The sequence below is a fragment of the Novosphingobium sp. genome (assembly GCF_032093395.1).
GTDB lineage: Bacteria > Pseudomonadota > Alphaproteobacteria > Sphingomonadales > Sphingomonadaceae > Novosphingobium.
This window is the reverse complement of record NZ_DAMDBA010000168.1, coordinates 1-2,159: the sequence shown is the minus strand read 5'-3', so window position 1 is coordinate 2,159 and position 2,159 is coordinate 1. Positions and strand designations below refer to the sequence as shown.

At 66.4% G+C, this 2,159-nt stretch carries 3 protein-coding genes; 2 read left to right on the top strand and 1 reads right to left on the bottom strand.

All coding sequences use genetic code 11. The features are described from left to right. The coding region (locus tag RT424_RS24385; protein ID WP_313443483.1) for a hypothetical protein at positions 1-414 on the top strand (414 nt) is incomplete at its 5' end. Continuing rightward, positions 341-1,447: a nucleotidyltransferase family protein gene (locus tag RT424_RS24380; RefSeq protein ID WP_313443481.1), complete on the top strand. Its 1,107-nt coding sequence runs from the start codon at positions 341-343 to the stop codon at positions 1,445-1,447. The genes RT424_RS24385 and RT424_RS24380, both read left to right, overlap by 74 nt. A 36-nt stretch (positions 1,448-1,483) precedes the next feature. On the opposite strand, the gene RT424_RS24375 is transcribed toward RT424_RS24380, so the two are convergent. After that, positions 1,484-2,159: glutamine amidotransferase (locus tag RT424_RS24375; RefSeq protein ID WP_313443479.1), on the bottom strand; the 676-nt coding region annotated here is incomplete at its 5' end.

Below are 2,159 nucleotides of genomic sequence, written 5' to 3'. Positions count from 1 at the left end.
TGCCTCGTCATGGGCGTGCCCCTTCCGCTGACGGTGAAGAGCGGCAGTTGGGACCGTCTTTCGCAAGTGGTCCCCGGCCTCGCGGCTCTGGCACCGGTCCTGAGGGCCGATGGCCAATGGCTGCGCTATGCGCCGCTCCCCGGTTCGCCTGGAGAGTCGGCAGCACCCAGCTGGGCGCGGGTAGCGGGCATCGTGGATCTGCGCCGCGAGGACGGTGTCGTCGCCGGGCTGGTCCCGCAATCTCCGGTCGACTGTCTGGGACGCCTGCTGGAGGAGGGGTTCGTGCGTGACGGTCGCTGCACCTCCGCACAGATGCGTGGACTGGCGCGAATGGTGGACAATGCCGAGACATGCATCCTGCGCTACGCGGAGGCGGACCAGGCAGCCCCCTGGATCGAGGCGCTTCTTGCCTAGGGCGATACACCCTAACAGACTTCGCGCGCTTTCGGACTTGTGCCAATGCCTGGGGGGGCGTGTTCCAACCGCGATCGAATGGGAGGGCGTGCTTGCTCTCGCCAATCGCACGCTGGTTACGCCTGCCCTTGCCGAAGCCCTCGACATCGCCGGCAGCCCCGATCCCGCGATCCCGCCCGACGTGGTTGGCCTGCTCCAGGTGATCGCGGAGCGCACCAGGGCCCGCAATCGTTTGATGCATGCCCAGCTTGCCGAAGCCGTCGCCGCCCTGAATGCACGCGGCATCACCCCGATCCTGCTCAAGGGCGCGGCGCTGCTCGCGCATCGCGGGCCGGACTGCGCCAACCGGCTGCTCACCGATCTCGACCTGATGGTTCGGGAGGACGAAAACGGATCGGCGGTGGAGGCGCTGGAAGGCATCGGCTATCACCGGCTCCTGTCGATGCATCAGGACGAGCAGGGCGCCAATCTCGGTCGGGAGCGCGACGCGGGGGGGGTGGACCTGCATTTTCGCCTGAAGCGCGTCGGGCACGGCCGTGATGCAGCATGGCTCATGGCATCGTGCCGGCCTTTCCCGATCGGCGACGGGGTAGCGTCCATGCCGTCACCCGCCGCGCTCGCCGCGCTGTTCGTGCTCCACGACCAGTTGCAGGAGGGCGATTATTGGCGCGGTCGGATCGACTTGCGGCATCTCGTCGACATGGCGGCAATTGCCCGGCAGGTGGACGGCAACGCGCTGGCAGCGCTGTTCCCACCAGGCCGCGCGCGACGGGCGCTGGCCGTTCAGCTGCACAGTCTTTCCACCTGGCTCGGCCAGAGCATGGGCATGCCACCGGGCGAGGGGGGGTGGAGAGCGGCGTTTCAGGACAGGCGAAGGCATTGGCAACTGCGCTACCCCGCCTCCGAAACCTCTCTCACGCTGTTTTCCTGGCTGATCGACCCGCCGTTCAGTCTCTACGAACAGCGAGGGATCGCCGCGCGAGGCAAGGAGATGCGCCGGATGCTGCTTGAAAGAAAGGCCACGAAAGTTTGAGGAAAACCGGGATGCACCGCACCGGGTGCTATCGGTTCAGCGCAGTTCGGTGAGCCATTCCGCGATCATCGCCTGGCCCGCCGCTACCGCCAACGGTCCCAGGCTGTCATGCGCTGCCCGCAGCGACGCTTCGTCGCCGCCCGCTTCCACTACCGCGCCCGGCCATTGCTCGATCCAGGCATCGAACCGGGGGTCGAGGCCCATTTCGGCATGGAACTGCAAAGCCAGGATATTGCTGCCGCGCCGAAACGCCTGGTGTTCGTACAGGTGGCTGGAGGCAAGCAGTTCGACATTCTCGGGCAGGGTGAACGTATCGCCGTGCCAGTGGAGTACGGGCACGCCCGCGATATGCCGCAACGGCCCCGCGAGTGCATCGGCCTTGACCGAAACACTGTGGAAGCCCACTTCCTTGTGCGGGCCGGCATAGACCTCGGCGCCAAGCGCGGCAGCGATCATCTGCGCTCCGAAACAGACGCCCAGCGTCGGCCTCTCGATTTCGAGACGCAGGGCCAGGCGGCGCATCTGGCAGGCGATCCACGGATGGCTTTCCTGTTCGTAGACGCCCATGGGCCCGCCCATCATGATCAGCAGATCCGGATCGCAAAGATCCAGCGAGGCAAAGGCCGGGTCTGTCACGTCGATCCGATCGACATCGTATCCGGCCGCTTCGATCGGCATGCGATAGCCGGCGACCCCTTCATAAGGGACATGC

Excerpts from the sequence above, each read along its gene's own strand:
- RT424_RS24380 (WP_313443481.1), top strand. The coding sequence starts at position 341 with ATGCCGAGACATGCATCCTGCGCTACGCGGAGGCGGACCAGGCAGCCC.